23 protein-coding genes are annotated in these 23,291 nt (G+C 70.4%); 10 read left to right on the forward strand and 13 right to left on the reverse strand.

The window, feature by feature from the left end:
• Positions 1–48: 48 nt before the first annotated feature.
• On the forward strand, positions 49–1,332 hold the full coding sequence (locus tag AB5J50_RS31455; protein ID WP_327431198.1) for a thymidine phosphorylase: 1,284 nt from the start codon (positions 49–51) through the stop codon (positions 1,330–1,332).
• A gap of 120 nt (positions 1,333–1,452) precedes the next feature.
• Here AB5J50_RS31455 and AB5J50_RS31460 read toward each other — a convergent pair whose 3' ends face one another.
• Positions 1,453–2,373 (reverse strand): AEC family transporter, encoded by a 921-nt coding sequence (locus AB5J50_RS31460; protein WP_330306896.1) that lies wholly within the window; start codon positions 2,371–2,373, stop codon positions 1,453–1,455.
• A 183-nt stretch (positions 2,374–2,556) separates the two neighbouring features.
• On the opposite strand from AB5J50_RS31460, the gene AB5J50_RS31465 reads away from it, so the two are divergent.
• Positions 2,557–2,952: an STAS domain-containing protein gene (locus AB5J50_RS31465; RefSeq protein WP_369261519.1), complete on the forward strand. Its 396-nt coding sequence runs from the start codon at positions 2,557–2,559 to the stop codon at positions 2,950–2,952.
• Here AB5J50_RS31465 and AB5J50_RS31470 read toward each other — a convergent pair.
• Positions 2,845–3,846, reverse strand: coding sequence for a sigma-70 family RNA polymerase sigma factor (locus AB5J50_RS31470; protein ID WP_369261520.1), 1,002 nt, complete (start codon positions 3,844–3,846; stop codon positions 2,845–2,847). The genes AB5J50_RS31465 and AB5J50_RS31470 overlap by 108 nt on opposite strands.
• Before the next feature lie 381 nt (positions 3,847–4,227).
• Here AB5J50_RS31470 and AB5J50_RS31475 point away from each other — a divergent pair, with 381 nt between their 5' ends.
• Together AB5J50_RS31475 and AB5J50_RS31480 are read left to right on the forward strand one after the other, a co-directional pair.
• Positions 4,228–4,779, forward strand: a complete 552-nt coding sequence (locus AB5J50_RS31475; RefSeq protein ID WP_327431203.1) for a VanZ family protein — start codon at positions 4,228–4,230, stop codon at positions 4,777–4,779.
• A gap of 192 nt (positions 4,780–4,971) precedes the next feature.
• Positions 4,972–5,172: a PspC domain-containing protein gene (locus AB5J50_RS31480; RefSeq protein WP_327431204.1), complete on the forward strand. Its 201-nt coding sequence runs from the start codon at positions 4,972–4,974 to the stop codon at positions 5,170–5,172.
• 88 nt (positions 5,173–5,260) lie between these two features.
• Here the strand turns inward: AB5J50_RS31480 and AB5J50_RS31485 are convergent, their stop codons facing one another.
• Positions 5,261–5,614: an ATP-binding protein gene (locus AB5J50_RS31485; protein WP_369261521.1), complete on the reverse strand. Its 354-nt coding sequence runs from the start codon at positions 5,612–5,614 to the stop codon at positions 5,261–5,263.
• 142 nt (positions 5,615–5,756) lie between these two features.
• Positions 5,757–6,911, reverse strand: a complete 1,155-nt coding sequence (locus tag AB5J50_RS31490; RefSeq protein WP_369261522.1) for an adenosine deaminase — start codon at positions 6,909–6,911, stop codon at positions 5,757–5,759.
• Between the two features lie 113 nt (positions 6,912–7,024).
• On the opposite strand from AB5J50_RS31490, the gene AB5J50_RS31495 reads away from it, so the two are divergent.
• Positions 7,025–7,786 carry an alpha/beta hydrolase family protein gene (locus AB5J50_RS31495; RefSeq protein ID WP_369261524.1) on the forward strand — a complete coding sequence of 254 codons (762 nt, stop codon included), beginning with the start codon at positions 7,025–7,027 and terminating at the stop codon, positions 7,784–7,786.
• A 76-nt stretch (positions 7,787–7,862) separates the two neighbouring features.
• On the opposite strand, the gene AB5J50_RS31500 is transcribed toward AB5J50_RS31495, so the two are convergent.
• The gene (locus tag AB5J50_RS31500; protein WP_369261526.1) at positions 7,863–8,825 is read right to left on the reverse strand and encodes a LysR substrate-binding domain-containing protein; all 963 of its coding nucleotides are present in this window, start codon (positions 8,823–8,825) and stop codon (positions 7,863–7,865) included.
• Positions 8,826–8,888: 63 nt separating this feature from the next.
• Here AB5J50_RS31500 and AB5J50_RS31505 point away from each other — a divergent pair, with 63 nt between their 5' ends.
• Positions 8,889–10,190: an MFS transporter gene (locus AB5J50_RS31505; RefSeq protein ID WP_369261528.1), complete on the forward strand. Its 1,302-nt coding sequence runs from the start codon at positions 8,889–8,891 to the stop codon at positions 10,188–10,190.
• Positions 10,191–10,407: 217 nt separating this feature from the next.
• Here the strand turns inward: AB5J50_RS31505 and AB5J50_RS31510 are convergent, their stop codons facing one another.
• From AB5J50_RS31510 to afsQ1, 3 genes are read right to left on the reverse strand one after another with little or no spacing between them, the layout of a single operon-like run.
• Entirely contained in the window at positions 10,408–11,037 is a 630-nt protein-coding gene (locus AB5J50_RS31510) for a hypothetical protein (RefSeq protein ID WP_369261529.1), read from the reverse strand.
• A complete protein-coding gene (locus AB5J50_RS31515; RefSeq protein ID WP_369261530.1) occupies positions 11,034–12,611 on the reverse strand; it encodes an ATP-binding protein in 1,578 nt (525 codons plus the stop codon). The genes AB5J50_RS31510 and AB5J50_RS31515 overlap by 4 nt, the downstream gene beginning before the upstream one ends.
• Entirely contained in the window at positions 12,608–13,285 is a 678-nt protein-coding gene (gene afsQ1, locus AB5J50_RS31520) for a two-component system response regulator AfsQ1 (protein ID WP_099505496.1), read from the reverse strand. Before afsQ1 ends, AB5J50_RS31515 begins: the two co-directional genes overlap by 4 nt.
• A gap of 324 nt (positions 13,286–13,609) precedes the next feature.
• Between afsQ1 and AB5J50_RS31525 the strand changes: the two genes are divergently transcribed.
• Positions 13,610–14,371: a SigE family RNA polymerase sigma factor gene (locus tag AB5J50_RS31525; RefSeq protein ID WP_369261532.1), complete on the forward strand. Its 762-nt coding sequence runs from the start codon at positions 13,610–13,612 to the stop codon at positions 14,369–14,371.
• 190 nt (positions 14,372–14,561) lie between these two features.
• Here AB5J50_RS31525 and AB5J50_RS31530 read toward each other — a convergent pair whose 3' ends face one another.
• Positions 14,562–15,200, reverse strand: a complete 639-nt coding sequence (locus AB5J50_RS31530) for a uridine kinase (RefSeq protein WP_327431213.1) — start codon at positions 15,198–15,200, stop codon at positions 14,562–14,564.
• Positions 15,201–15,457: 257 nt separating this feature from the next.
• On the opposite strand from AB5J50_RS31530, the gene AB5J50_RS31535 reads away from it, so the two are divergent.
• Positions 15,458–15,865 (forward strand): hypothetical protein, encoded by a 408-nt coding sequence (locus tag AB5J50_RS31535; RefSeq protein WP_327431214.1) that lies wholly within the window; start codon positions 15,458–15,460, stop codon positions 15,863–15,865.
• Positions 15,866–15,967: 102 nt separating this feature from the next.
• On the opposite strand, the gene AB5J50_RS31540 is transcribed toward AB5J50_RS31535, so the two are convergent.
• From AB5J50_RS31540 to deoC, 3 genes are read right to left on the reverse strand one after another with little or no spacing between them, the layout of a single operon-like run.
• The gene (locus tag AB5J50_RS31540) at positions 15,968–16,858 is read right to left on the reverse strand and encodes an aldehyde dehydrogenase (RefSeq protein ID WP_369261533.1); all 891 of its coding nucleotides are present in this window, start codon (positions 16,856–16,858) and stop codon (positions 15,968–15,970) included.
• The gene (locus AB5J50_RS31545; RefSeq protein WP_369261534.1) at positions 16,851–18,287 is read right to left on the reverse strand and encodes an aldehyde dehydrogenase family protein; all 1,437 of its coding nucleotides are present in this window, start codon (positions 18,285–18,287) and stop codon (positions 16,851–16,853) included. The genes AB5J50_RS31540 and AB5J50_RS31545 overlap by 8 nt, the downstream gene beginning before the upstream one ends.
• Before the next feature lie 6 nt (positions 18,288–18,293).
• Positions 18,294–19,256 carry a deoxyribose-phosphate aldolase gene (deoC, locus tag AB5J50_RS31550; protein ID WP_327431217.1) on the reverse strand — a complete coding sequence of 321 codons (963 nt, stop codon included), beginning with the start codon at positions 19,254–19,256 and terminating at the stop codon, positions 18,294–18,296.
• Between the two features lie 216 nt (positions 19,257–19,472).
• On the opposite strand from deoC, the gene AB5J50_RS31555 reads away from it, so the two are divergent.
• Positions 19,473–20,135, forward strand: coding sequence for a PH domain-containing protein (locus tag AB5J50_RS31555; RefSeq protein ID WP_369261535.1), 663 nt, complete (start codon positions 19,473–19,475; stop codon positions 20,133–20,135).
• A gap of 89 nt (positions 20,136–20,224) precedes the next feature.
• Positions 20,225–21,871 carry a hypothetical protein gene (locus AB5J50_RS31560; RefSeq protein ID WP_369261536.1) on the forward strand — a complete coding sequence of 549 codons (1,647 nt, stop codon included), beginning with the start codon at positions 20,225–20,227 and terminating at the stop codon, positions 21,869–21,871.
• Between the two features lie 24 nt (positions 21,872–21,895).
• Here the strand turns inward: AB5J50_RS31560 and AB5J50_RS31565 are convergent, their stop codons facing one another.
• Positions 21,896–23,038 (reverse strand): hypothetical protein, encoded by a 1,143-nt coding sequence (locus tag AB5J50_RS31565; RefSeq protein WP_369265569.1) that lies wholly within the window; start codon positions 23,036–23,038, stop codon positions 21,896–21,898.
• Positions 23,039–23,291 lie beyond the last annotated feature (253 nt).

Genomic DNA, 23,291 nt, shown 5'->3' on the forward strand with positions numbered 1-23,291 from the left:
GATCCACTGTGTTCAGGGAGGGGCCGCTCATCTTTCGGAAGGAAAGCCATGGCCATGGACGCTGTCTCCGTCATCCGCGCCAAGCGGGACCGCGCTGAACTCAGCGACGAGCAGATCGACTGGGTCATCGACGCGTACACCCGCGGCGAGGTCGCCGACTACCAGATGGCCGCCCTCAACATGGCGATCCTGCTCAACGGCATGAACCGCCGTGAGATCGCCCGCTGGACCGCCGCCATGATCGCCTCCGGCGAGCGCATGGACTTCTCGTCCCTGTCCCGCCCGACCGCCGACAAGCACTCCACGGGCGGCGTCGGCGACAAGATCACGCTCCCGCTGGCGCCCCTCGTGGCCGCCTGCGGCGCGGCGGTCCCGCAGCTGTCGGGCCGTGGCCTCGGCCACACCGGCGGCACGCTGGACAAGCTGGAGTCGATCCCCGGCTGGCGCGCGCTCCTGTCGAACGAGGAGATGCTGCACGTCCTCGACACCACGGGCGCGGTGATCTGCGCGGCGGGCGACGGCCTGGCCCCCGCGGACAAGAAGCTGTACGCGCTGCGGGACGTGACCGGCACGGTCGAGGCGATCCCGCTGATCGCCTCCTCCATCATGTCCAAGAAGATCGCCGAGGGCACGGGCTCCCTGGTCCTGGACGTGAAGGTCGGCTCCGGCGCCTTCATGAAGACCATCGAGGACGCCCGCGAACTGGCCTCCACGATGGTGGGCCTGGGCACGGACCACGGCGTGAAGACGGTCGCGCTGCTGACCGACATGTCGACCCCGCTGGGCCTGACGGCCGGCAACGCCCTCGAAGTACGGGAGTCCGTCGAGGTGCTGGCGGGCGGCGGCCCCTCCGACGTCGTCGACCTCACCATCGCCCTCGCGCGCGAGATGCTCGACGCGGCGGGCGTGAAGGACGCCGACCCGGCGAAGGCACTCGCCGACGGCTCCGCGATGGACGTGTGGCGCCGCATGATCGCCGCGCAGGGCGGCGACCCGGACGCCGAACTGCCCACCGCGCGCGAGCAGCACGTGGTGACGGCTTCCTCGTCGGGTGTCCTGACCCGCCTGGACGCGTACGACATCGGCATCGCCGCCTGGCGCCTCGGCGCCGGACGCGCCCGCAAGGAGGACCCGGTGCAGGCCGGAGCGGGCGTCGAACTGCACGCCAAGCCGGGCGACACGGTGACGGCGGGCCAGCCCCTCCTCACCCTCCACACGGACACCCCGGAGCGCTTCGAGTACGCCCTCCAGGCGGTCGAGGGTTCGTACGACGTCGCGGCCGCGGGCACGGACTTCAAGGCGAGCCCGATCGTGCTGGACCGGATCGCCTGATCCGGAGCCGTACGGACAGGACGCATGACTCATGACGCATGGCTCATGACTCATGGCTCATGACGCATGACAGGGACCGGCGCTTTCACGGCGCCGGTCCCTCGCGCGTTGGCGACGCGTTCAGCCCAGCACGGCAGCGATGACCACCAGCACGGGCACGGCCAGCATCGTCGACAGCAGGATCGACTCCCGGGCCAGGGTCTCGCCGACCCGGTAGCGCGAGGCGTAGGTGAACAGGTTCTGCGCGGCGGGCAGGGCCGAGGTGACCACGACGTCGAGCAGGGGCGCACCCCGCAGCCCGAACACGCCGACGGCCAGCGCCCAGGCGGCCAGCGGCTGGCCCACCGACTTCAGCACGACGGAGAGCAGCACCGGGTACCGGTCGGATCCGCGCCCCGGCAGGCTGCTGCCGCACAGCGAGATGCCGAACGCCAGCAGCACCGCGGGCACCGACATGCCCCCGATCAGCTTGAGCGGGTCGAGGATCGGCCCCGGCACGGTCAGACCGGTCGCCGACACCGCGACCCCGCTGAGCGAGCCGACGGCGATGGGATTGCGCAACGGCGTAATCAGCCGCTGCCACAGCGGGCGCCTCTCGCCCTTCGTGGACAGGTCCAGGACCGTGAGGGCGATGGGCGTGACCATGATCTGCTGGAACAGCAGCACGGGCGCCACCAGCGAGGCGTCACCGAGCACATACACGGCGATCGGGATGCCCAGGTTGCCCGAGTTGACGTAACTGGAGCACAGCGCGCCGATCGTCGTCCGCCCCACGCCCCAGCCGCGTACGACACCCACCGCGACGAAGACCCCGGCCGCCGCGGCCGTACTCATCGCGGTGACCAGGAGCCGGCTGGAGAAGATCACCGACAGGTCGGCCTGTGCGAGCGTCGTGAACAGCAGCGCGGGCGACGCCACATGGAAGGCGAGCTTCGTCAGCACCTCCCGCCCGTTGTCCCCGAGATAGCCGCGCCGCCCGATGACGTAACCGACCCCGATGACGACGGCGATGACGGCGAATCCGGTCAGCACACCCTGCACGGAGCCTCCTCGTCCTGGGCGCGGATGAAGCCGTCAGGTATCGCGGGAGGTGCTGATTCGTGTGGCATACACCCAACCCAACCGGGAAGGCCGGGCGCAGGTCAATGTGATCCTGGTGATCCTGGAGGGACTGGTGATTCTGGAGGTACCAGTGATCCTGTACGGACGTTGGCCACGCCCCCGATGAGTTCCGCGCCCCCGGCCGGTCTACTGACTGTGGACGCCACGACACCCGACGTACCCGACATACTCGTACTGCCCGGACCCGTCACCCGTGACGAGGTGCCGCGGCTCTGCGACGACGTGCGGGCGCGGCTGGAGACGACCGGGGCCGGGTTCGTCGTCTGCGATGTCGCGGGGATCGGGCCGCCCGGTCTCGCCGCCGTCGACGTACTGGCGAGACTGGAGCTGGCGGCACGGAGGGCCGGAGGCCGGATACGCCTGCGGAACCCGGACCCGGCACTGCGCGCCCTACTGGACCTGGTCGGTCTCCGCTTCGAGCCGGAGGGGCAGGCCGAAGAGCGGGAACCAGCGGGCGGTGTCCAGGAAGCAGTGGAACCCGGTGATGCGGCCCTTTGAGATCTCCAGCACCTGGACGGCCCACGGGATGTAGCCGCCCGCTTCCTCGTCCGGCTTGTACTGGGCGAATCCCGGCAGACCATTGACCTCGACCGGCACCAGGCGGGAGCCCGCGCAGGCGGCGCCGAGTGTCGTCATGAAGCCGGTGATGTCGTCCGTGCCGCGCAGCCACAGGTCGAACGGCGGCATCGTCATGATCGCGTCCTCGTGGAGCAGCGCGGTCAGCGCCGTCATGTCGTACCCCTCGAACGCGGCGACATAGCGCTCCAGGAGCTTCTGCTGCTCCTCGTCGAGCGGGTCGGAGGTGGCGGCCTCCGTGCCGTCGCTCTCCGCGAGGGTGGCGCGGGCCCGCTGCAGCGCACTGTTCACCGACGCGACCGAGGTGCCCAGCAGCTCGGCCACCTCGCTCGCCTTCCAGGCGAGGACTTCGCGCAGGATGAGCACGGCGCGCTGCTTGGGCGGCAGTTGCTGCAGGGCGGCCATGAAGGCGAGGCGCACCGACTCCTTCGCGACCGCCGCCTCGGCCGGGTCGGTGACCGTGGGCAGCACGCGGGCGTCGGGCATCGGCTCCAGCCAGGTGTTGTCCGGGCGGGGGGTGAGGGCGGCCTGGGCCAGCGGGGAGGGAGCGGTGAGGTCCATGGGGCGAGCCCTTTTGTTTCCCGCGTTCAACATGTCCAGACACACGTTCGTCGCGATCCGGTACAGCCAGGACCGCATGGACGAGCGGCCCTCGAACTTGTCGTAGCTGCGCCAGGCGCGGACCATCGTGTCCTGCACCGCGTCCTCGGCCTCGAAGGACGAGCCGAGCATCCGGTAGCAGTACCCGGTCAGTTCGACCCGGTGCTTCTCCAGCCGTACATCCAGGTCTGTCGTCGTCGCCGTACCGTCGCTCATAGCCAACCCACCCCTGTGGCTCTTTCCGCCTTCACGCCAGCACTCCGGAAGCTACCGCAGCCCACTGACAATGGCGCCCCGAGTAACAAAATCCGCAGGTCAGACGGTTGTCACCGACCAGTTCCTTCGCCCCCGCCGCCCCTACCCGTCCCATCCTTCTGGGGCTCCGCCCCAGACCCCGTAGGCCGGTTCTTTGACTGCGGGTGGGTCGGGGCTGGTCGCGCAGTTCCCCGCGCCCCTAAAAGGGGCGCGGGGAACTGCGCAATCTTTTAGGGCGGTCTGGGGGCGCAGCCCCCAGGAAGGGATGGGACGGGTAGGGGCGGTGGGGGCGAAAACCTCCCAGCCGGAACCGATCGTGCCGGAGCCCGCGTCTTGGGGGGCGTGCAGCGTCAAGGCTCAGACGGCGGCAGCGCCGTGACCCGCGTCCGTGTGGCAGGAGGTGTCCTCCTCGTCGCACACCTCGCGCTCGTCGCCTGGATCACACTGCGCCCCCTGGACGTCCCCTGGGTGAGCGCCGCCAACCTGCGGCCGTTCGCCGGCATCAGAGCCGACCTCGCGCTGGGCCCACAGGAGGCGGCCCGCCGCATCGCAGAGGGTCTGGGCCTCCTCGCCCCGCTGGGCGTCCTGCTCCCCATGGCGGGCGGCAAGCTCGCCGCCTCCCCCCTCGGCTCCCTCCTCCGCACGGTCGCCGCGGGCGCCCTGCTCTCACTGGGCATCGAACTCCTGCAGACCGGCGTCCCCGGCCAGGTGGTGGACGTCGACTCACTGCTGCTCAACACGGTCGGCGTGGCCCTCGCACACCTGGCGATCGTGCCCGCCCTCAGGGCCGGGCTACGCCGCCGGGCCGAGACCCGACGCCGCGCGGCCCTCCCCCGGGAGGACGCGGCTCAGGGTCGGACCCCGACGATTCCCAGGGTCGGGATCGCACCGTAGAGCGACGCTTGGCCCACTTCGTCCCCGTAGCGTTGAAGACATCGAAGACGACATCGAAGACGACACCGCAGACAACATCGACATCGGCGAAGACCGCGATGACGAACGCGATGACGAATGCGATGAAGGCATCGATCAAGTCAACTCAGCCGGACTCACCGGCCTTCAACCACGGTTCGCGAAGGAGCCACCATGACCGCCCTTGCCCGCCCCACCAACGGCCGCATGATCGGCGGAGTGTGCGCAGCGCTGGCACGGCGCTTCGGCACCTCCGCGACCACGATGCGCGTGATCTTCGTGATCTCCTGCCTGCTCCCGGGCCCGCAGTTCCTGCTGTACATAGCCCTGTGGATCCTGTTCCCGTCCGAGGACAAGGCCCGCACGGCCTGGTAAGGCACGGCTCCGGCTCCCGCAGCTGAACGCGCCGGTGGGGCGCACCCCAACCAGGGTGCGCCCCACCGGCGTTCGTCGGACAGAGGCCTCAGCCGAGCGGCAGCCCGTTCACCGGCAGACCGTGCGTCGGCAGCCCCTGCAGCGGCAGCCCGCCGAGCAGCCCGGCCACGGGCGCGGCCGGCCCGTCGGCGAGCAGCTTCGTGGCGGCCGGCTGGGCCGCGGCCACACCCGTGCCGAGCGCGCCCTGGCCCGCGGCGAGCGCCTCACCGGCACCGGGCAGCGCCTTGGCGACGTTCTCCGCCGGCAGCGTGTGGGTGACGGTGTCCAGCGCAGTGGAGGTGTCCGGCACCGCCGGCGCGGCGTTCGCGGCACCCGCGCCAACGGCGGCGAAGGCGGCACCGAGAGCGGCGACACCGAGGGTCTTGGCAGCAGACTGCTTCATTTTGAATGCGTCCTTGGATCCGTGAGACGGGGAGGTGAGCGGTCCAAAACCGTAAACATGCAAAGCCACCCTCCGCAAACATCAAAAAGCGGTCGAGTCATGGAGAATGAGTGAAGACCCGACCGCTTCCCGACCCCTCCGATCAGGCGTGATCCCCCATGGAGCCGCTGGTGGAAGCGGTCTGCTGGAACAGCCATTCGGACTTCAGCTCGGCATATCCAGGCTTGATGACGTCATTGATCATCGCCAGTCGTTCATCGAAAGGAATGAATGCTGACTTCATAGCATTGACCGAGAACCACTGCATGTCGTCGAGCGTGTAATCGAATGCCTCGACAAGGTGCTCGAATTCGCGACTCATACTGGTCCCCGACATGAGCCGATTATCCGTATTCACGGTCGCCCGGAAATGCAGCCGCCGCAGCAGCCCGATCGGATGGGCGGCATAGGAGTCGGCGGCGCCGGTCTGGAGGTTCGAGCTGGGGCACAGCTCCAGCGGGATGCGCTTGTCGCGCACGTAGGAGGCGAGCCGGCCGAGCTTCACCGAGCCGTCCTCGAGGACCTGGATGTCGTCGATGATCCGCACGCCGTGGCCGAGCCGGTCGGCGCCGCACCACTGGAGCGCCTGCCAGATGGACGGCAGCCCGAAGGCCTCACCGGCGTGGATGGTGAAGTGGTTGTTCTCGCGCTTGAGGTACTCGAACGCGTCGAGGTGCCGGGTGGGCGGGAAGCCGGCCTCGGCACCGGCGATGTCGAAGCCGACGACACCCAAGTCCCGGTACCGGTTGGCGAGTTCCGCGATCTCCAGGGCGCGCGCCGCGTGCCGCATGGCGGTGAGCAGTGCACCGATCCGGATCCGGTGGCCGCTCTCCCGGGCCCGCCGTTCCCCTTCCCTGAAGCCCTCGTTGACCGCCTCGACGACCTCTTCGAGGGTGAGCCCGGCTTCCAGGTGCTGCTCGGGGGCGTACCGGACCTCGGCGTAGACGACACCGTCCTCGGCGAGGTCCTCGGCGCACTCGGCGGCGACCCGGACGAGGGCGTCACGGGTCTGCATGACGGCACAGGTGTGGGCGAACGTCTCCAGGTACCGCTCCAGGGAACCGGAGTCCGCGGCCTCGCGGAACCAGATGCCGAGCTTGTCGGGATCTGTCTCGGGGAGGCTGGAGTAGCCCGTTTCCTGGGCGAGTTCGACGATCGTCCCGGGGCGCAGGCCCCCGTCGAGGTGATCGTGCAGCAGGACCTTGGGTGCCCGGCGGATCTGTTCCGAGCTCGGGGTGTTCGGGATCTGGCTCGTCATTTTCGCACTGTACGCCCTACGCGCGTAGATCTCCTGTTGGACGGATCCGTCGATATGTAACGGTGACCGTGCGGACGGGTGGCGTACACCGACGCTTCTGACACTGTTCTGTCATGGCACAGCAAGCGACGCCGGTTCGCAGGGCCCGGCTGGGGAGGGCGCTCGGCCCGGAGCCGACGACGGTCAACGGAGTGGTTCTGCTGCTCCCGGGCGGCGAGGAGACCTCCGCCCGAAGACCGTCCCCCATGATGGCAACCGCCTCCGTACGCGCGTTGGGGCGCCGCCTCACCCGCGCGGGACACGCGGAAGGCCTGGTCACCCACGTGGTGCACTACCGGTTCCGGGGCTGGAACGGCAGCGAGGCGCATCTGGCGCGCGACGCGTCGTGGGCCGCCGACGAGGTCGTACGCCGCTACGGAGACGTTCCGATATGCCTGGCCGGAGTGGACATGGGCGGCCGGGCGGCGCTGCGCGCGGGCGGTCACACGGCTGTCAACTCCGTACTGGCGCTGGCCCCTTGGCTGCCCGAGGAGGACATGGCGGCGCCACCCGAACCGGTGAAACAGCTGGCCGGGCGACGGGTCCTGATCGTGCACGGCACGAACGACGAGCGCACCGACCCGGAGTTGTCCTTCCGGCTCGCGGCGCGGGCGAAGAAGGCGAACCGGGACATCTGCCGGTTCGAGGTTCACTCCGACGGACATGGGCTGTATCAGCACCGGAGCGAAGTGCATGCGCTGGCGGAGGACTTCGTGATGGGCACGTTGTTTGGCAGGACTCTGTCCCGCCCGCTTGAGGATGCGCTTGCGGCTCCGCCGCCGTTGGGGTTGCGGATGCCGCTCGCCTCTGGGTTCGGGAAAGCTTTGCGTCGGTAGGTTGTGTGTTGTCTGCGGGTGAGTGGGGGTTTGTCGCGCAGTTCCCCGCGCCCCTGAAGGGGCGCTCCTGGCACCGTCAGTCCGGGAGCAGATGCCCCCTCCTGGACAGTAGGAACCTCTTGAAGGCAGCTACTGGTGGGGTGTCCGGGTGGCCGTCCAGCCACGCCACGCCGATTTCGCGTGCTGCTCGCGGGGCCGTGACCGTGAGCTCCACAACTCCTGGTCGGGCGACGGCCGGCGGGGGCAGGAGGGCGACTCCGAGGCCGGCGGCCACGAGGCCTCGTAGGGTCTCGGCCTCCTCGCCCTCGAAGGCGATGCGGGGCTTGAAGCCTGCCTCCTGGCAGAGATCGTCGGTGATGCGGCGCATGCCGTAGCCGGGTTCCAGGGTCACGAAGGTCTCGTCGGCGGCTTCGGCCAGGCGGATGCGTTTGCGGGCGGCGAGGCGGTGGTCGGCCGGTACGACGAGGCGGAGTTTCTGCTCGTCGAGGCGGCGGCCCACCAGGTCGGGTGCGTCCGGCACGGGCGAGGTGAGGCACAGGTCCAACTCGCCCGAGCGGAGCCGCTCCAGCATCGCCTCGCCGTAGTTCTGGACGAGGCTGAAGCGGACCCGGGGGTGATCGGCGCGGAAGGCGCGGATCAGGCCGGGGACGGTCTCCGAACCCATGGTGTGCAGAAAGCCGAACGCGACCTTGCCGGTGGCCGGGTCGGCGTCGGCGCGTACCTCGTCGGCGGCGCGCTCGATCTCGGCGAGGGCACGCTCGACGGAGGAGAGGAACGTACGCCCCGCGGCCGTGAGCGAGACGGTCCGCCCTCTGCGTGCGAACAGGTCGACGCCCAGGTCCTGTTCGAGGCGGACCATGGCCCGCGACAGCGTGGACTGCGGGACCTGCATCTCCTGCGCGGCCCGCGTGACGTGCTCGGTGCGGGCGACGCCGGCGAAGTACGCGAGGCGCGGGGCTAGCAACCTCGACATGCGCGCGCTGTCTTCTGTGTCACTGGACGGTGACAGGTGAGCTTCTGACCTCTGCTGATGCACCATGGGAACGATTATGGCGATTCCATGCATTGGACGGATGAGCGGTGGGGTCCTTAGGTTCGAGACATGCCTTCCGCCAGTACCGAGGCGTCCACCACCGTGGGCGCCGTCCCGTCCGTTTCCGCCGCCGCTTCCACCGCCATCAGCGATGCCGACTCCCGTATGACCCCGGGCGGGCCTGGCTACCGCCGGATGAGTTTCGCCCTCTTCCTCGCGGGTGTCGCGACCTTCGCGCTTCTTTACTCCACGCAGGCCCTCCTGCCGCTCGTTTCCTCGGACTTCGGGGTCAGCGCGAGCGAGGCGAGCTGGACGGTGTCGGCCGCGACGGGTGCGCTGGCGCTCTTCGTCCTCCCGATGAGCGCGCTGTCGGAGCGTTTCGGACGGCGTACGTTGATGACGGCGTCCCTGGTGATCGCCGTGACCGTCGGTCTGCTGGTCCCCTTCGCCCCGTCGATCGGCGCGCTGGTCGCGCTGCGGGCGGTGCAGGGCGCGGCGCTGGCCGGGCTTCCGGCGTCGGCGACGGCGTATCTGGCGGAGGAGGTCCGCCCCAAGGCCCTGATCACGGCGATCGGTCTCTTCGTCGCGGGCAACAGCGTCGGCGGGATGAGCGGTCGGGTCATCACCGGCTGGGTCGCGCAGGAGTGGGGCTGGCGGGTGGCCCTCGGCACGATCGGGCTGATCGCGGTGGCTTGCGCGGTGGCCTTCCGGCTTCTCCTCCCGGCGCCCCGGCACTTCACGCCGGGCTCGCTGCGGCCGCGGGTGCTGGCCCGGACGGTCCGCGGCCACCTCGCGAATCCGCTGCTGTGCCGGCTGTACGCGATCGGTGCGCTGTTCATGATGGTGTTCGGCGGGGTCTACACGGTCATCGGCTACCGGCTGACCGAGGCTCCGTTCTCACTTCCCCAGGGCATCATCGGCTCGGTCTTCCTGGTCTATCTCGTCGGTACGGTGTCGGCGTCGACGGCGGGCCGGCTGGTCGCCCGTCTGGGCCGCCGCGGCTCCCTCTACCTGGCGGGCGGCACGACGACCTCGGGCCTGCTGCTCTCGCTGGCCGATTCGCTGATCCTGGTCCTGCTCGGTCTGGTCCTGATCACCGCGGGCTTCTTCGCGGGGCACGCGGTCGCTTCTTCCTCGGTGAGTCACACGGCGCAGGAGGGGCGGGCGCAGGCGTCGGCGCTGTATCAGTCGGCGTACTACGTCGGGTCCAGTGCCGGCAGCACGCTCGGGGCGGTGGCGTTCCACTCGGGGGGCTGGGCGGGCACGGTGACGCTCGGTCTGCTCGCGGTCCTCGGCGTCGTGTCCATCACGGTGTTCGGCTCCCACGCGGCCCGAGCCCAGTCCCGCCGCAACCCGGCCCTGGCCCACTGACAGCGTTCTTCGCCCCCGCCGCCCCTACCCGTCCCATCCCTGGGGGCTGCGCCCCCAGACCCCCGCTAAAAGATTGCGCAGTTCCCCGCGCCCCTAAAAGGGGCGCGGGGAACTGCGCGAACGGCTCCCACCGGCCCGCAGCCGAAACACAACCCACGGGGTCGAAGGGGCAGAGCCCCTGGGATGGGACGGGTAGGGGCGGCGGGGGCGAAAAAGGCTACGAGCCGTCCACCGACGTCGATGGCGGGGACTTCGTGGCAGGGGCGGAGCGGACCTCGGGGGTGCACTCGTAGCTGCGGAGGGGGGACGGGGCGGGGCCGCCGAGGATGACGGAGCCGTCGTCGCGGGCCGCGGCAGAGTCGGAGAAGGTGCAGATGATCTGGGCCAGGGCGGCGGACGTGAGGTTCTCGGGCGGGGTGCTCAGCCGGAGGGTGTCCTCGGGGTCCTTGTCGCTGGGCCCGCTGACCGTCATGCCGCCACGCACGTTCGTCGTGTACCCACCCTGCCGCTCCGTGGCGGAGGGCGTCTCGGCGAGCTCGTCGAGAAGCCCCTGAGCCACCAGAACCCGCCGCGCCGCCTCCGCCGTACCGTCCGGAATACGCACCGAGCGGTCGACGGTCACGAGCTGCGCGGAACACAGCAGGAAGACCTGGACGGGAACGCCCCGGGAGGACTGGGTGGAGATGTCCGGGCCCGAGAGGGCGCAGGGGACGAGGGAGGGCGCCGGGCCGAAGTCCGTCGGTACCTGGGTGGAACGGATGCCGCAGCCCGCGAGCAGCACGGCGAGCAGCGGGACGGCCAGCCAGGGCCGTACACCCCGTGGACGGAGAGGTCGTGCGATGGTCATCCGGCGGTGCCCCCCGTGCAGTTCCCGTTCCCGTTCTCGTCGCGCGCGTCGTCGGCGATCAGTTCCGACGCGTCCTGAGGCAGCCGCAGCGTGAAGACCGCGCCCCCCTTCGGCGTGTTGGCCGCCGTGATCTCGCCGCCGTGGATGTGCGCGTTCTCCAGGGCGATGGACAGGCCGAGGCCGCTGCCCTCGGAGCGGGGGCGGGACGCGCTCGCCTTGTAGAAGCGGTCGAAGACGTGCGGGAGGACGTCCTCGGGGATGCCGGGACCGTGGTCCTGGACCTCGATGACCAGGGCGTCGGCCTCCTGGCGCACCGAGACCCGTACCGGCGAACCGCCGTGCTTGAGCGCGTTGCCGATCAGGTTCGCCAGGATCACGTCCAGGCGGCGCGGGTCGAGGCGCACCATGACGCCGCGCTCGGCGTCCAGGTCCACCGCGTCCAGCCAGGCGCGAGCGTCGATGCATGCGGTGATCTGGTCGGCGATGTCCACGTCGTCGAGGACGAGACGGGCGGTGCCCGCGTCGAAGCGGGTGACCTCCATCAGGTTCTCGACCAGGTCGTTGAGGCGGCGGGTCTCGCTGACGACCAGGCGTACGGCCGGCTCGATCATCGGGTCGACGCTGCCGGTCTCCGCGTCCAGTTCCTCTTCCAGGATCTCCGTCACGGCGGTGATCGCGGTCAGTGGCGTACGGAGTTCGTGCGACATGTCGGCGACGAAGCGACGGGATGCCTCGTCCCTCGCGCTCATGTCGGCCACGCGTTTTTCGAGGGCCTCCGCCGTGTGGTTGAACGTACGGGAGAGGTCGGCGAGTTCGTCCGTACCCGATACCCGCAGCCGGGTGTCCAGCTTGCCCTCGCCGAGGCGGCGGGCCGCGATGCCGAGGCGGTGGACCGGCTTGAGGACCGTGGTCGCGGCGGCCTGCGCGAGCAGCGCCGAGCCGATCAGGGCGAGGCCGGTCGCGATACCGAGTGACCAGGCAAGGGAGTTGAGGTCTTTGGCCTCCGGCTCCAGGGACTTGAGCATGTAACCGGTCGTCGTGCCGCCGATCACCTTCGCGCCGCCCACCAGGTACGGCTTGTCGTGGTCGGTGATCCGCTGCCAGTACAGGTGGTACGCCGACTTGTTGTTGGAGGTGAGCGGCTGCTTCCTGTTCACCGCCTTCTGGAGGGACTTGGGTACGTCCTCCAGCGTGAAGGTGTCCAGCGCGGAGTTGCCGACGACGGTCTTGCCGTTGGGGTCCTGGGCGACCAGGAGCACGCTGAAGCGCTGGCTGCTGTTGGCCATCTGACCGGCCGTGCGCTGGAGTTCGTCCTGCGCGGGATTCTCCGGCAGCATGCTCGCGTGGTTGCGCATCTCCTGCTGGAAGTCGCGCAGCACCGCGTCCTGCGTACGCGTCAGCACGGCCTCGCGGTTGAGCCAGTACGCGATGCCCGACGCCGAGACGGCGGCCGTGAGGGCGACGAGGCCGAACACCACGACCAGCCGCAGCCGCAGGCTGGTGAAGCGCAGACCGGACAGGATCGCCTTGCGCGCCGCGGCCCAGCCGCGGAGCTTGTCGTGCGGTTTGGTCACTGAGGATTGTCCAGCCGGTAGCCGACGCCGCGCACCGTGCGGATCAGGGTGGGCGAGGACGGCACGTCCTCGACCTTCGCGCGCAGGCGCTGCACACAGGCGTCGACCAGACGCGAGTCGCCGAGGTAGTCGTGCTCCCACACCAGACGCAGCAACTGCTGGCGGGACAGCGCCTGTCCGGGCCGGCGGCTCAGCTCCAGGAGCAACCGCAGCTCGGTGGGTGTCAGTTGCAGATCCTCGCCGTTCTTGGTGACCGTCATCGCGGCACGGTCGATGACCAGCGAGCCGAACGTCGCCGAGTCGTTCGCCTCGCGCTCACCGCGCCGCAGCACGGCACGGATCCGGGCGTCGAGCACCCGGCCCTGCACGGGCTTGACGACATAGTCGTCGGCGCCGGACTCGAGCCCGACCACGACGTCGATGTCGTCGCTGCGCGCGGTCAGCAGAATGATCGGCAGCTGGTCGGTGCGCCGGATGCGCCGGCACACCTCGAATCCGTCGATGCCGGGCAGCATCACGTCGAGGACGATCAGATCGGGCCGCTGCTCGCGCAACAGCTTCAGACCGTCCTCACCGGTGGCAGCGGTGGCCACGCGGTGTCCCTGGCGCGTCAGTGAGAGCTCCAGGGCCGTCCGGATGGCGTCGTCGTCCTCGATCAGCAACAGGGAAGGCACGGACGTCATTCTGGCCCATGTCATGGCCGGGTATCGACCGTTGGAGCGCTCCCACCCATCTCTCGCACAGAAGGAGGGCCCCTCCCGCACGGAAGTGGGGCCCCGAGTGGTCATCTGCGTAGTCGTATCGCTCTTCTCTGTGATCGTGCTGTGGCGCGCCCGCGGATGGGCCCTGTGACAGGTCTGTGACAGTCGGCGGACACGGCCATGAAGTGGCCCAGGCAAGCTTTTCGACACAAGCAAGGAAGCACCGCGGAACAAGCAGAACAAGCACAGCACGCAGAACGAACCGAAGAACCGGGACTCCACGACGGGGGGCGCGAGATGAACACGCTGCACAGCACCAGCACTAGCGCAGTTGCAGTTGTCACGCGGCTCCACGACGTCACCCGGGGCACGGAGAAGTCCGGTGCCGTGAGCGGGCGGGGGTGCGCTCGCGGCGCCGGGCGTCAGCACACCGCGTACATGACGGTGGTTGACGCACACACGGGGGAAAACGGTACGGGGGACCGGGCTCACGGGGGAGCCGCGTACGGGGAGGTCACGGGGGAGCGTCGCTCGGTGTCGGAGGCGGAGTTCACCGCCTACGTCCAGGAGCGCCGCGCCTCCCTGTACGCAACCGCCTACCACCTGACCGGTGACCGCTTCGAGGCCGAAGACCTGCTGCAGAGCGCGCTGTTCTCGACGTACAAGGCGTGGGACCGGATCAGCGACAAGGCCGCGGTCGGGGGCTACCTCCGCCGCACCATGACCAATCTGCACATCAGCGCGTGGCGCCGCCGCAAGCTGAACGAGTACCCGACCGAGGAACTGCCGGAGACGCCCGGTGACACGGACGCGATGCGCGGCACCGAGCTGCGCGCCGTGCTGTGGCAGGCGCTCGCCCGGCTGCCCGAACTCCAGCGCACGATGCTGGTCCTTCGTTACTACGAGGGCCGCACCGACCCGGAGATCGCGGAGATCCTCGACATCAGTGTCGGCACGGTGAAGTCGAGCATCTGGCGGTCGTTGCGCCGGATGCGCGAGGACGAGGTCCTCAGCTTCGGACGTGACGAGGAGGAGTCCTTCGGGGAGCTTGTCGCCTGAAGGTCTGGGGGGAACGGGGCAACAAGGGGAATGCAGTACAGGCAGTACCGGCAGTACCGCTAATACGGGGGAGCAGTACCGGGGGGAACCAACGGGGTCACGGGGGACCTTGGGGGAGCACGGGGGAAACGAGAAAGGTCCAGGCGGACGGGGGGTCCGCCTGGACCTTTCTCGTTGTCTGCCTACCCGGCTACGCCGCCGTGGTGCGCGGAGCCGCGCGGCGTCCGGCGGCCGCTGCGGTCAGGCGGCCCAGGGCCTCGTCCTTGTCGCAGGGGTGGGCGCCCAGGGAGGCCTGACGGGCCACGATGGAGCGCTCGGCGCGCATCAGTCGCCAGCCGCGGCGCAGCAGGAAGGGCACCGACTTGCGGCCCTCCTTCAGATCCCGCAGGAAGCGGCGGCGGAACGTGGTGACCGGGCCGCGCGACAGACACAGCGCGTCGGCCAGCACCCCCAACTCGCGGCAGCGCTCGACGATCTCGGCGGCGAAGATGCCCTCCGCGATGAACAGCGGGGTCCGCTCGATGCGCAGCGACTCCGTGCCGGTACGGGCGCTCAGCGAGATGTCGTACACGGGGATGGTCGTACGCCCCGTACGGCACAGCTCCTCGATCGCGGCGACCGCCGTGTCGGCGTCCCAGGACAGCGGGTGGTCCCAGTCGATGTCCGCGCTGCCCTCCACCTGCGGCAGCGTCGGGTCCGTGCCCTCCTTGTAGAAGTCGTCGAGGCGGAGCACGGGCAGCCCGGAATCGGCCGCGAGAAGGGACTTTCCAGAGCCGGAGGGGCCGCAGAGCAGCACCACGCGGGTGGGTATCGGGGGATGGGAACCCAATTCTCTGTACCTTCTGTGAATCGACCAGGTTTCGCCACTCATCGGACGCGTCCAGGACATTATCCCCTCCTTCGGGACCTGCCCTGGGGCCACGCGGTCCGCCGGCGCTGATCTGTCCGCGACTGGCGCTGATATGTCTGTTGACCCGCACAGGCGAATCCGCCGCCCGAACGGCCCTGAAGTCGGGCCGGTTCAACTACTCTGCGTGTCACTCCAGTTGCCCTCCGCTCCCCGAAGACTCCGAAGAGGAAAACCTGATGGCGCGACACGCAGCCCAGCTGACCACCATGGCCCGCACGACCGCGCGCATCGCCGCCGCGGTCGGTGTGGTCGCTGCCGGTGCGGCCACGGCCGCTCCGGCCGTCGCGGACACGGACCCCGTCCTGGACGTCATGCGCACCCGGCCCACCTCGATGGGCAACATCGACCCGCAGGCGGGCCTCCAGGCCCTCACCGGCACAGTGGGTTACGTCACCGGTCCCATCGAGGCCCTCAAGCCCAATCCGCTGGCGGGCACCGGGGTCGACCCGCTCGACAACGGCGTCGGCACCCAGCTCGCCGACTTCAAGCCGCTCACCTCGCAGGCCCTGACGGGTCCGCTGGCGCAGGCGCCGTCGGTGGGCAGCATCCCGGTGCTGGGGCAGGCGGCGGGGCTGCTGCACTGAACCGGGCGGTGACATGAGAGAGCCGCGCTCCCCCTGGACGGAGGGGAAGCGCGGCTCTCCCGTGAACGGGGCCCCGGGGACACTGATCGGGGCCCCGAAACCTCAGTAGGACGACCCGGAAGCGCCCAGGGAACCCGTCGGGTGCCAGACCGTCTTCGTCTCAAGGAAGGCCGTGAGGCGCTCGATGCCGGGGGTCTCCGAATAATCCACAGGCTGTGGACGAAGAACGCGCTTCAGGTTGTCGGCCGCCGCGATCTCCAGCTCCTTCGCCAGCACGTCGTCGGCGCCGGCGAGGTCGATCGCGTTGACGTCCTGGTGTGCGGCGAGGGGTGCCGCGATCTCGGCGGTCTTGCCCGAGAGGACGTTGACGACTCCACCGGGCAGGTCGGAGGTCGCCAGCACCTCGCCCAGCGACAGCGCCGGGAGCGGGGACTTCTCGCTCGCGATCACGATCACCGTGTTGCCGGTGGCGATCACGGGGGCGATCACCGAGACCAGACCCAGGAACGACGACTCCTGAGGGGCGAGGACGGTGACGACGCCCGTCGGCTCCGGGGAGGACAGGTTGAAGAACGGGCCCGCCACCGGATTGCCGCCGCCCACGACCTGGGCGATCTTGTCGGTCCAGCCCGCGTACCAGACCCAGCGGTCGATCGCCGCGTCGACGACAGCGCCGGCCTTGGACTTCGACAGCCCCTCGGCGTCGGCGACCTCCCGTACGAACTGGTCCTTGCGGCCCTCCAGCATCTCGGCGACGCGGTAGAGGATCTGGCCGCGGTTGTACGCCGTCGCGCCGGACCAGCCGCCGAACGCCTTGCGGGCGGCGACCACCGCGTCACGGGCGTCCTTGCGGGAGGAGAGGGGCGCGTTGGCCAGCCACTTGCCCTTGGAGTCCGTCACCTCGTACACCCGGCCGCTCTCGCTGCGGGGGAACTTGCCCCCGACGTACAGCTTGTAGGTCTTGAAGACGCTCAGACGATTCTGCTCAGACATCGAGGTACGCCTCCAGGCCGTGGCGACCGCCCTCGCGGCCGAAGCCCGACTCCTTGTAACCGCCGAACGGCGAGGTCGGGTCGAACTTGTTGAACGTGTTGGACCAGATGACGCCCGCGCGGAGCTTGCTCGCGACGGCCAGGATCCGGGAGCCCTTCTCGGTCCAGATGCCGGCGGACAGGCCGTACTGGCTGTTGTTGGCCTTGGCGACGGCCTCGTCCGGGGTGCGGAAGGTGAGGACGGACAGCACCGGGCCGAAGATCTCGTCGCGGGCGATGGTGTGCGCCTGGGTGACGTTCGTGAAGAGCGTCGGGGCGAACCAGTAGCCGGAGGAGGGGAGTTCGCAGGCCGGGGACCAGCGCTCGGCGCCCTCGGCCTCGCCCGCCTCGACGAGCGAGGTGATACGGGACAGCTGCTCGGCGGAGTTGATCGCGCCGATGTCCGTGTTCTTGTCGAGCGGGTCGCCGAGGCGCAGGGTCGAGAGCCGCCGCTTGAGCGAGTCCAGCAACTCGTCGTGGATCGACTCCTGTACGAGGAGGCGGCTGCCCGCGCAGCAGACCTGGCCCTGGTTGAAGAAGATCCCGGTGACGATCCCCTCCACCGCCTGGTCGATGGGGGCGTCGTCGAAGACGATGTTCGCGCCCTTGCCGCCGAGTTCGAGGGTGACCTTCTTGTGCGTGCCCGCGACCTGGCGGGCGATCGCCTTGCCGACGGCGGTGGAGCCGGTGAACGCCACCTTGTTGACGTCGGGGTGCTCGACGAGCGCGGCGCCCGTGTCGCCGTATCCCGGAAGGATGTTGACGACGCCCTTGGGGAGGCCGGCCTGGCGGCAGATGTCCGCGAAGAACAGGGCGGAGAGGGGGGTCGTCTCGGCGGGCTTGAGGACGACCGTGTTGCCGGTGGCCAGGGCCGGGGCGATCTTCCACGCCAGCATCAGCAGGGGGAAGTTCCAGGGGATGACCTGGCCGGCGACGCCCAGCGGCCGCGGGTTCGCGCCGAAGCCCGCGTGGTCGAGCTTGTCCGCCCAGCCCGCGTAGTAGAAGAAGTGCGCGGCTACGAGGGGGAGGTCGGCGTCCCTCGTCTCCTTGATGGGCTTGCCGTTGTCCAGGGTCTCCAGGACGGCGAGCTCGCGGGAGCGCTCCTGGATGATCCGGGCGATGCGGAACAGGTACTTGGCGCGCTCGGAGCCGGGCAGCGCCGACCACTTCTCGAAGGCCTTGCGGGCGGCCTTGACGGCACGGTCGACGTCCTCGGCGCCCGCCTGGGCGACCTCGGAGAGGACCTCTTCGGTGGAGGGGGAGACGGTCTTGAAGACCTTGCCGTCGGCGGCCTCGGTGAACTCGCCGTCGATGAAGAGCCCGTAGGAGGGGGCGATGTCGACGACGGAGCGGGACTCGGGCGCCGGTGCGTACTCAAATGCGGAAGCCATGATGGATCAGTCCACCGTCACGTAGTCGGGGCCGGAGTAGCGGCCGGTGGCCAGCTTCTGACGCTGCATCAGCAGGTCGTTGAGGAGCGAGGACGCGCCGAAGCGGAACCAGTGGTTGTCCAGCCAGTCCTCGCCCGCCGTCTCGTTCACCACGACCAGGAACTTGATGGCGTCCTTGGTGGTGCGGATGCCGCCGGCCGGCTTCACGCCGACCTGGATGCCGGTCTGGGCGCGGAAGTCGCGGACCGCCTCCAGCATGAGGAGCGTGTTGGACGGGGTCGCGTTGACGGCGACCTTTCCGGTCGAGGTCTTGATGAAGTCCGCACCGGCCAGCATGCCGAGCCAGGAGGCCCGCCGGATGTTGTCGTACGTGGACAACTCGCCGGTCTCGAAGATGACCTTGAGGCGCGCCGCCCCGGAGGCCTGCTTCACGGCGACGATCTCGTCGTACACCTTCATGTAGTTGCCCGCGAGGAACGCCCCGCGGTCGATGACCATGTCGATCTCGTCGGCGCCCGCGGCGACGGCGTCGCGCACGTCGGCCAGCTTCACGTCCAGCGCGGCGCGGCCGGCCGGGAACGCGGTGGCGACGGAGGCGACCTTCACGCCGGAGCCGGCGACGGCGGCCTTGGCGGTGGCGACCATGTCGGGATAGACACAGACTGCGGCCGTGGTGGGCGTCGTGCGGTCGGTCGGGTCCGGGTGGACCGCCTTGGCGCCGAGTGCCCGGACCTTGCCCGGGGTGTCCGCGCCTTCCAGCGTCGTCAGGTCGACCATCGAGATGGCGAGGTCGATGGCGTACGCCTTCGCGGTGGTCTTGATGGAACGGGTGCCGAGCGAGGCGGCGCGCGCCTCCAGGCCGACCGCGTCTACGCCGGGGAGCCCGTGAAGGAAGCGGCGCAGCGTGCTGTCGGACGCGGTCACGTCCGTGAGTGCGTGTGCAGCGGGTGCAGTGGTGGGCATGGTCACCAGCCGAGCATATCTACGCGCGTAGCGGCTGTACACCCCCGGGGGTGCGGTGGGTTCTTTGGCTGCGGGTGGGTGGGGGCGCCCCTTAAGGGGCGCGGGGAACTGCGCGATCTTTTAGGCGCGCCCCCACCCACCCGCACCCGACGAACCGGCCCACGGGGTCTGGGGCGGAGCCCCAGAAGGAGCCCGCCGCGGGCGTCCGGCAGAATCGGGGCCATGACCACCCCGGATCACCAGCCACCCGTACCGGACGCCTCGCGACCCGAGTCGAAGGACCGGATCTACCGGTCTCCCGCCGGTATCGCGGGCGGCGCACTGCTGCTCGTCCTCGCGGGCTGGCTCGGCATCGACGCGCTGGCCTCGGGAGAGGGCCGCACCCCCTGGCTGGCACTCGCTTCGCTGATCCTCATCGTCCCGCTGGTTTCCGCCTTCACCCTGCGCCCCGCGGTCTACGCGAACGAGAACCGGCTGCGCATCCGCAACCCGTTCCGCGTCATCGCGCTGCCCTGGGGCCAGGTCGCCTCCCTGCGCTCGAGCTACTCCAACGAGGTCGTCGACACCTCCGGCAGGAAGTACCAGCTGTGGGCGGTCCCCGTCTCGCTGCGCGCCCGCAAGAAGGTGGCCAAGCAGCAGGCGCGGGGCGCCACGTCGGGCCCGGGCGGTGGCCGCGCGTCCTCGTTCGGCCGTTCGACCCCCGGCTCCGCCGCGTCGAGCCGCGCCCAGACCGACCAGATCATGGACGACCTGCGTGAGCTGGCCGAGGCCAGGGCTTCCGAGGAGAGCGCGCAGGGCGAGGTCAGTGTGCGATGGGCGTACGAGGTGATGGCGCCCGCGGCCGCGGGGGCGATCCTGCTGGCCATCTTGCTCGCGGTGGGCTGACGGGGCCCTCGTACGATTCACAGGCTTCTCGGCTAATTACGGGGGCAGCACCACACCTCCCGCCCGCCTGTCCGGGAAGCGACGCATCGATGAGTACGAGTCTTGAGGGGCCGCTGCGGCTGCCCGCCTCCGCCGTTCCCGACGGCTGCCGTTCCTGGGACGGCGAGTCGGCCCGGCGGTGGACGGAGGCGCTGCCGCCGCGCTGGGTGCCGATACGCGTCCTGTCGGTTCACCTCCTGAGCGTGCCCGCCCTCGCCTTGGCCTCGGCCTTCCTCTGGCTGTTCGGCGCGGACATGTCCCCGTACCTCGCCGCGCTGCTCGCACTCCACATGGTGTGGATGATGCAGCTGCCGGAGGTCGTTCTCGTCTCGACGCCCGCCCTGGTCGTCGCCCTGGCGGCCGAGCGGCCCGGGCTCCCGTGGGCGATTCCGCCGGCCGTGGCGCTGGCCCTGTCCTGGGCGTCCGCCCTCGTACGGCTGCGGGCCAGGACGCGGCAGCGCCGCGCGGCCCTGAACGCGGCCGACGGTGTGACCGCCCCGCTGCCGGGCGCGGCCAAGCGGCTGGAGCGCGGGACGTTCCTGCTGTGGGCCGGGCTCCTGCTGGCCGTGCTCGGCGCCGTCGTGCTCGCGCTCTCGGGTCTCCCGGACGCCGCCCAGGACCGGCAGGGCGTGCGGATGGGGGGCTGCTTCGTCCTCGGTCTGGGGCTGACCGTCGTCCTCTCCGGCCTGCTGGGCCGCCGAAGGGCCAGGCTCCTCCGCCGTACGTCCGTGCCCGTACTGCGTGTGCGGATCCGCGACAACGAGGACGTCTGCACGGAGGTGTACGCCGCCGACGACTGGAAGGCACGGCGACCGCTCTTCGTCGTCCCGCTGCGCGAGTTCACCGACGATCACGATCACGACCATGACGACGACATGGAAGACGAGGAGCTGGAAAGACTCCTCGACGAGCTCGAAGACGACGACCCGGCCCCCGGGCCCCTCCGCGAAGCCCTCCTCTACGGAGTCCCTTACGACGGCGCCGAGGTCCTTGTCGTCAGCGCTGCCGAGGAACCGGGCGAGCCCCCGGTCGTCGAGTGGTCGACCGGAGTCGTGCGGCCCCTCTCGGAGGCGGCCGTGCGCCGTCGTACCGCCAAGGAGAAGGCCCTCGCGGCGCGCGATGCCGCGTACGAGGAGCGGAGTGCGGCGGCGAGCGCGGCGGTGCGGGAGAGTGCCGAGCCGGTACGGCGGTGGCGCGCGGGCTGGCCGGACTGGCTGTCCGCCGTCGCCATCGTCGTGTGGGGCGCGCACTTCTTCTGGGGCGAGACCGGACTGTGGCGGTACGGCATCGGCATCGCTCTCGGCGCCTTCGGCGTCTGGATGCTGCCCCCATGGGTCGCCTGGCGCATCACCGCGGACAGCGCGGGGCTGTGGTTCAACGGGCTGCGCCGCACGCACCACATCGCCTGGGACCACATACGGATCGTCCAGTGCAAGCGCAACCACCTGAAGATCGACAGCCACCGCGCGACCTTCCCGGAGTGGTCGGCCTTCGGCCCCCGCTGGCCCTGGCTGGAGCGGAAGATGGGCCTGATCCACCCGTACGAGAAGGCGGCCGCCCAGATCACCGCCATGTGGCAGGACCCGGCACTGCGGCCGGCCGGCGACAGCGGTGAGCGGGAGCTGGGCCGGCCGTTGTGGCCGGTGGCCGTGGTGGGCGGCCTCGTCTGGGTGGCGTTGCTCGTCCTGCTTCCGTAGCCAGGCCGGGGCCTGCCCCCGTCGTCAGGGCGCGCTCGGCCACACCAGAACCATGTACGCGCTGCAGTACGCCGAGCCCAGTACCGCGGCCGTGAGGGCGAGTGTCCGGAAGCGGCGGGAGGCGCGGGCGAGGTACAGGGCCGGCGGGAGCAGCAGGGGGAAGCCGGGGAGGAGGAAGCGGGCGCGGGGGAAGTACACGCCGCCGCTGCCCAGGACGATCAGGAGCAGGACCCCGGTGAAGACGAGCAGGGGGAGCGGCTGGCGGTCCCACGCGGAGAGGACGTACAGCGCCATCGACGCGAGCAGCGTCACGGTCACCATCACCAGGAACAGCTCGGGCGTCGAGTCGTCCGCCAGGACCTCCCGCAGCCGGCGCACGGTCTCCACGCCGCCGTCCCACTCGTTGTGCCACAGCCGCTGAACGGCGAAGTAGCCGTCCCAGCGGCCCAGGCGCAGGCCCACCCAGCCGACGTAGGCGAGCCAGCCGGCCGGGGCGAGGGCGGCGGCCGCGAGGGCGCGTGCCGTGAAGCCGCGGCGGAGGGAGAGCAGGGCCGTCACGGTGACCGCGGCCGCCACCGCGATGCCCGTCGGGCGGGTCAGCCCCGACAGCGCGGCCAGGGAACCCGCCCACAGCCAGCGGCCGGTGAGCACCGCGTACAGCGCCCACGCGGCGAACGCCGTGAACAGGGACTCCGTGTAGCCCATCCACTCGACCAGGCCCACCGGGAGCGCCGCCCACAGGACGGTCAGCAGCACGCCCACACGGCGGCCGTGCAGATGGCTGCCCACCGAGTGGATCCCCCACGCGGCGAGGAAGGAGCCCGCGACCGCGATCATCAGGCCCGTCGTCGCCCGGGTGCCCGGCGTCAGCACCGCGACCGTCTTGACCAGGAGGGGGTAGAGCGGGAAGAAGGCGAGGTTGTTCGCGTCGTAGGCGGTGCCCAGGTGGTGCGTGTAGCCGTGGTCGGCGATGCCCAGGTACCAGGCCGCGTCCCACTCCGTCGCCAGGATCGGCCAGAGGCCGTGGTGCTGCCGGTGGGCCCACAGGGTGAGCAGGAGCAGGCCGGTGACGCGTACGGCCGCGTAGGCCAGGAGCGCGGGGGCCGCGCGGCGCAGATGGGCCAGGAGTCTGGCGGCGGGGGTGGCGTCCCGCGGCGGGCGCCGGATGTTCGGGACGAGTCCGCTCGGGGCGTTCGCGGGTGGGGTGGATGTCGGCCGGGAAGCGGTCGAGGGCACGCGGCAGCTCCTGGGACTCGGTGTGCGCTACCGGTAACCGTTCCTCGGTCACGTGGTCGCGCACGGGAGCGCTGCGTCAACTGCCGTGCGGAAATCACCCGTAAGGGCGGCGGAGAAGGGTTCGCTCCGGGTGGGCCCGTCGCCGTCTGCTCGACGGCGATCGGCCCACCCGGGCGGTGTCAGC

Origin of the sequence: Streptomyces sp. R35, from assembly GCF_041053035.1 — a bacterium.
Lineage (GTDB): Bacteria > Actinomycetota > Actinomycetes > Streptomycetales > Streptomycetaceae > Streptomyces > Streptomyces lutosisoli.

Coding starts and splice junctions, on each gene's coding strand:
- AB5J50_RS31455 (WP_327431198.1), top strand. CDS start 49: ATGGCCATGGACGCTGTCTCCGTCATCCGCGCCAAGCGGGACCGCGCT.
- AB5J50_RS31465 (WP_369261519.1), top strand. CDS start 2,557: ATGAGTTCCGCGCCCCCGGCCGGTCTACTGACTGTGGACGCCACGACA.
- AB5J50_RS31470 (WP_369261520.1), bottom strand. CDS start 3,846: ATGAGCGACGGTACGGCGACGACGACAGACCTGGATGTACGGCTGGAG.
- AB5J50_RS31480 (WP_327431204.1), top strand. CDS start 4,972: ATGACCGCCCTTGCCCGCCCCACCAACGGCCGCATGATCGGCGGAGTG.
- AB5J50_RS31485 (WP_369261521.1), bottom strand. CDS start 5,614: ATGAAGCAGTCTGCTGCCAAGACCCTCGGTGTCGCCGCTCTCGGTGCC.
- AB5J50_RS31490 (WP_369261522.1), bottom strand. CDS start 6,911: ATGACGAGCCAGATCCCGAACACCCCGAGCTCGGAACAGATCCGCCGG.
- AB5J50_RS31495 (WP_369261524.1), top strand. CDS start 7,025: ATGGCACAGCAAGCGACGCCGGTTCGCAGGGCCCGGCTGGGGAGGGCG.
- AB5J50_RS31500 (WP_369261526.1), bottom strand. CDS start 8,825: ATGGTGCATCAGCAGAGGTCAGAAGCTCACCTGTCACCGTCCAGTGAC.
- AB5J50_RS31505 (WP_369261528.1), top strand. CDS start 8,889: ATGCCTTCCGCCAGTACCGAGGCGTCCACCACCGTGGGCGCCGTCCCG.
- AB5J50_RS31510 (WP_369261529.1), bottom strand. CDS start 11,037: ATGACCATCGCACGACCTCTCCGTCCACGGGGTGTACGGCCCTGGCTG.
- AB5J50_RS31525 (WP_369261532.1), top strand. CDS start 13,610: ATGAACACGCTGCACAGCACCAGCACTAGCGCAGTTGCAGTTGTCACG.
- AB5J50_RS31535 (WP_327431214.1), top strand. CDS start 15,458: ATGGCGCGACACGCAGCCCAGCTGACCACCATGGCCCGCACGACCGCG.
- AB5J50_RS31540 (WP_369261533.1), bottom strand. CDS start 16,858: ATGTCTGAGCAGAATCGTCTGAGCGTCTTCAAGACCTACAAGCTGTAC.
- AB5J50_RS31545 (WP_369261534.1), bottom strand. CDS start 18,287: ATGGCTTCCGCATTTGAGTACGCACCGGCGCCCGAGTCCCGCTCCGTC.
- AB5J50_RS31555 (WP_369261535.1), top strand. CDS start 19,473: ATGACCACCCCGGATCACCAGCCACCCGTACCGGACGCCTCGCGACCC.
- AB5J50_RS31560 (WP_369261536.1), top strand. CDS start 20,225: ATGAGTACGAGTCTTGAGGGGCCGCTGCGGCTGCCCGCCTCCGCCGTT.